Source organism: Pseudomonas sp. NFACC04-2 (assembly GCF_900119265.1).
Classification (GTDB): Bacteria; Pseudomonadota; Gammaproteobacteria; order Pseudomonadales; family Pseudomonadaceae; genus Aquipseudomonas; species Aquipseudomonas fluorescens_AA.
The window spans coordinates 1-5,328 of sequence record NZ_FPJC01000052.1; the positions used below are offsets into that span (position 1 = coordinate 1).

Here is a 5,328-nt window from a genome sequence, read left to right on the forward strand (position 1 = left end):
GCCGTTGCAGGAAGGCATCCTCTATCACCACCTGGCCGCCGAGCAGGGCGACCCCTATGTGTTGCAATCGCAATTCGCCTTCGACAACCGTGAACGCCTCGATGCCTTCATCGGCGCACTGCAAGTGGTGATCGATCGCCACGACATCTTGCGCACCAGTGTGGTCTGGGAAGGCTTGGATGAGCCGGTGCAAGTGGTCTGGCGCCAGGTGCTGCTGGCGCCGCAATGCATCGTTCTCGATGCCACGGCCGGCGACATTGCCACACAATTGGCCAGCCGTTTCGATGCGCGCCACAGTCGCCTGGATTTGGGCCGGGCACCGTTGTTGCACCTGGCTTACGCCCGGGACGAGGCCCAGGATCGCTGGGTCGCGATCCTGTTGTTCCACCACATGGCCCTGGACCACACCGCCCTGGACGTGATGCAGCATGAAATGCAAATGCACCTGCTGGGCCAGGACGAACACTTGGTCGCATCGGTGCCGTACCGCAACTACGTGGCCCAGGCCCGCCTGGGGACGAGCGAACAGGAGCACGAAGCGTTTTTCCGCAACATGCTTGGCGATATCGACGAGCCGACGCTGCCATTCGGCCTGGCCCAGGTACAGGGTGATGGGCACGGCATCGAAGAAGTGAAGGCGTTTGTCGATGACCACTTGAGCCTGCGCCTGCGCACGCAAGCCCGCCAGCTGGGTGTCAGTGCCGCCAGCCTGGTCCATCTGGCTTGGGCCCAGGTCCTGGCCGTGGCGTCGGGCCAGGAGAACGTGGTGTTCGGCACGGTCCTGCTGGGCCGGATGCAAGGCGGCGACGGGGCTGACCGGGCCCTGGGCATGTTCATCAACACCTTGCCGATCTGCGTGCCCGTGAATGAGCAAAGCGTGCGGGACGCGGTGAAAACCACCCATGCGCGGCTGACGGGGTTGCTGGGGCATGAGCATGCTTCCCTTGCCTTGGCCCAGCGCTGCAGTGAGGTGGCCTCGCCAGCGCCGCTGTTCAGTGCGCTGCTGAACTTCCGCCACAGTTCGCTGCAGGTGACGGATGAGGGGTTGTCGGCCTGGAACGGCATGCAAATGTTGTCCAGCGAGGAACGTACCAACTATCCGCTGACCCTGAACGTCGATGACCTGGGGGAAAACTTCAGCCTGACGGTGCAGGTCGAGTCCCGGATCGGGGCGCAACGTATCTGTGACTATGTGCAGGTGGCCCTGCAGAGCCTGGTTGACTCCTTGGAACACGCACCGCAAACGGCGGTGCACAACCTCGCGGTATTGCCATCGGCCGAACGCAAGCAACTGTTGGAAACCTGGAATGCGCCAGAGGCGACGTACGCCCATGACGCGCTGATCCATCGCCAGTTCGAGGCCCAGGTCGCGATGCAACCTGACGCGGTGGCGGTGGTGTTCGAGCATCAGGCCCTGACCTACGGCGAACTCAACGCCCAGGCCAACCAGCTCGCCCATCGCTTGTTGTCGCTGGGCATTCGCCCGGATGACCGGGTCGCGATCTGTGTCGAACGCGGCTTGGACATGCTCGTCGGCCTGTTGGGTATCTTGAAGTCGGGTGCCGGCTACGTACCGCTGGATCCGGCTTCCCCAGCGGAACGCATCGCCTACATGCTCGAGGACAGTGCCCCCGTGGCGATCGTGGTGCATGCCGCCACCCAGGCGCTGCTGGCCGAAGAGTCGGTACGGGTGATCGAACTCGATAGCCCGGCATTGCGCAGCCAGTCTACTGCCAACCCGCAAGTACCGGGCCAGACCTCGTCGCAGTTGGCCTACGTGATCTACACCTCCGGCTCCACCGGGTTGCCCAAGGGCGTAATGGTCGAGCACCGCAATGTCACGCGGCTGTTCTCGGCGACCCAGCCCTGGTTCGAGTTCGGCCATCAGGACGTGTGGGCACTGTTCCATTCCTTCGCTTTCGATTTCTCGGTCTGGGAAATCTGGGGGGCGTTGATTCACGGCGGACGCCTGCTGGTGGTGCCACAGCTGGTCAGCCGCTCCCCGCAAGAGTGCTACGCGCTGCTGTGCCAGGCCGGTGTGACCGTGCTGAACCAGACCCCAAGCGCTTTCCGGCAACTGATCACGGCCCAGGGTGACAGCGACCTGCGCCACAGCCTGCGTCAGGTGATCTTTGGCGGTGAAGCACTGGAAACCGCGATGCTCAAGCCCTGGTACGCCCGCGTAGCCAATGCCGGGACGCAGTTGGTGAACATGTACGGCATTACCGAGACGACGGTGCACGTGACGTACCGTCTCCTCGAAGCGGCCGACGCGCAATTGACGGGCGTCAGTCCCATCGGCAAGCGCATTCCCGACCTGCAACTGTATGTGCTCGACGCCCGGCGCGAGCCGGTGCCGGTAGGTGTGGTGGGGGAGATGTACGTGGGGGGCGCGGGCGTGGCGCGGGGTTACCTGAACCGGCCCGAGTTGACCCAGGAACGTTTTATCGCCGACACCTTTAGCGGGTGTGAAGGGGCGCGCCTGTACAGGACCGGCGACCTCGGTCGCTGGCTGGCCGACGGCAGCATCGAATACCTGGGCCGCAACGACGACCAGGTGAAGATCCGCGGTTTCCGTATCGAACTGGGCGAGATCGAAGCGACCTTGGCCGCCTGTGAGGGGGTCCGCGAGGCGCTGGTGATAGCCCGTGAAGATGCGCCGGGGGACAAGCGCCTGGTGGGCTATGTGATTGCCGCGGACGGCGCGCAACCTTCAGCTACTGAGCTGCGCACCCAATTGCTGGCTTCGCTGGCGGACTACATGGTGCCCAGCGCGTTCGTGGTCCTCGAAGCGTTCCCGCTGACCACCAACGGCAAGCTTGACCGCAAGGCCTTGCCGGCGCCGGATCAGTCGGCGGTGGCGGCCCGCGAATACGAAGCGCCGCAAGGCGAGGCCGAGACGGTCATTGCCGCGATCTGGCAAGACCTGCTGGACCTTGAGCGGATCGGCCGTCACGACAACTTCTTCGAACTGGGCGGCCATTCGCTGCTGGCGGTGAAGCTGATCGAACGCATGCGCCACGTCGGCTTGAGCGCCGATGTGCGGGTGCTGTTCGGCCAACCGACGCTGGCGGCCCTGGCAGCCGCGGTGGGCGGGCACACGGAAGTCGTGGTGCCGGGCAACGCGATCCCGGACGGTTGCACGCGGATCACCCCGGACATGCTGCCCCTGGCCGAGCTGGACCAAGGCGCCATCGACCGGATCGTGACCATGGTGCCGGGTGGGGTGGCGAATGTGCAGGACATCTACGCCCTGGCGCCGTTGCAGGAAGGGATCCTGTACCACCACATCGCCGCCGCCCAAGGCGATCCCTACTTGCAGTACGTGATGTTCGCGTTCGACAGCTTCGCCCACGTGGAGCACTTCACCCAGGCGCTGCAAGCGGTCGTCTGCCGTCACGATATCCTGCGCACCGGGGTGCTCTGGGAAGGCCTGGCCGAGCCCATGCAAGTGGTCTGGCGTGAGGCGCGGCTGGTGGTCGAGTCGGTTGAACTGGATCCGTCGGCCGGGGAGGTTGCCACGCAGCTGCATCAGCGTTTCGACCCTCGGCACTATCGCCTGGACATCCGCCAGGCGCCGCTGATGCGAGTCGCTTATGCGCAAGACCCGGCCAATCAGCGCTGGGTGGGCATGCTGTTGTTCCATCACTTGGTGGACGATGCCACCTCGCTGGCCGTGCTGTCGGCGGAGATCGAGGCGCACATGCTCGGCCAGGCACAACGCTTGCCGGTATCGGTGCCGTACCGCAACTACGTGGCCCAGGCTCGGTTGGGCGTGAGTCGCGATGCCCATGAACGGTTCTTCCGCGACATGCTCGCAGATGTCGACGAGCCGACGTTGCCGTTCGATTTGCAGGATGTGCAAGGCGACGGCAGCGGCATCGAAGAGGTTCGCCAGGAGGTCGAGGCCGACCTCAGTCGTCGGCTGCGGGTCCAGGCACGTCAGCTCGGAGTGAGCGCGGCGAGCCTGTATCACCTGGTCTGGGCCCAGGTACTAGGCACGGTATCGGGGCGCGACGACGTGGTGTTCGGCACCGTGTTGGTGGGCCGGATGCAGGGCGGCGAGGGGGCTGACCGGGCACTGGGGATGTTCATCAATACGCTGCCGTTGCGGGTGAACCTGGGGCAGACCGGTGTCCGTGCCGGTGTGAAGGCGACCCATGCGCGCCTGACCGCCTTGCTCGGCCATGAGCACGCCTCGCTGGTGCTGGCGCAACGTTGCAGCGGCGTGGAGGCGCCGACGCCATTGTTCAGTGCCTTGCTCAACTATCGCCATACCGGTGCGGCGGCTTCCGCCGAAGCGCTGTCGGCCTGGGACGGTATCCGGGTGCTCAGTGGCGAGGAGCGGACCAACTACCCGCTGACGTTATCGGTGGATGACCAGGGCGAGGCGTTCAGCTTCACCATCATGACCCCGGCGCGCATCGGTGCACAGCGGCTGTGCGGGTATGTACGGCAGGCGCTGGAAGGTTTGATCCAGATGCTTGAGCAGACGCCAGAGGCGCCGTTGCACCAGCTGTCGATCCTGCCGCCGAGCGAGCGCCTGAAACTGCTGGCCGAGTTCAATACCGGTGGTGCCGATGATCCGCAGGAGCAGACTGTTCTCGGGCTGTTCGAAGCCCAGGTCCAACGCACGCCAGACAACGTGGCCGTCCTGCATGGCGAGCACGCGTTGAGCTATCGCCAGTTGGACGCGCGAGCCAACCAGTTGGCGCATTACCTGCGCAAGCAGGGCGTGCAACCGGATTCACGCGTGGCGATCTGTGTCCAGCGCAGCGCCGAAATGGTGATCGGGCTGCTGGCGATTCTCAAGGCGGGCGGTGGTTATGTGCCGTTGGATCCGGCTTATCCCGCGGAGCGGATTGCCTACATGCTGGCCGACAGCGAGCCGGCTGCGGTGCTGGCCCAGGCCGCGACCCGAGAACTCTTGTCGCGGGTTCAGGTGCCATTGATCGACCTGGACGCCGGCCCGTGGCAAGACGAGCCGGAGCATACCCCGCAGGTCACCGGCCTGACGCCGGCCCACCTGGCCTACGTGATCTACACCTCCGGTTCCACCGGCTTGCCCAAAGGGGTGATGGTCGAACATCGCGGCCTGCGCAACCTGCTGGACTGGTACCTCGAGGACCTGGCGTTCCACGCCGGCGACGCGGTGCTGCTGGCGTCTTCCTACAACTTCGACCTGACCCAGAAGAACATCCTCGCACCGCTGATGGTCGGGGCCTCGCTGCACCTGGCCGCCGAACCCTTCAACCCCGGCGCCATCGTCGCCCAGGTCGCCGAGGCCGGGATTACCCACCTCAATATGTCGCCCAGCGCCTTCCACGC

At 65.1% G+C, this 5,328-nt stretch carries 1 protein-coding gene; it reads left to right on the plus strand.

The features are described from left to right. Positions 1-5,328 (plus strand): non-ribosomal peptide synthetase (locus BT125_RS28200; protein WP_139271833.1); only part of this gene is annotated, 5,328 nt, incomplete at both ends.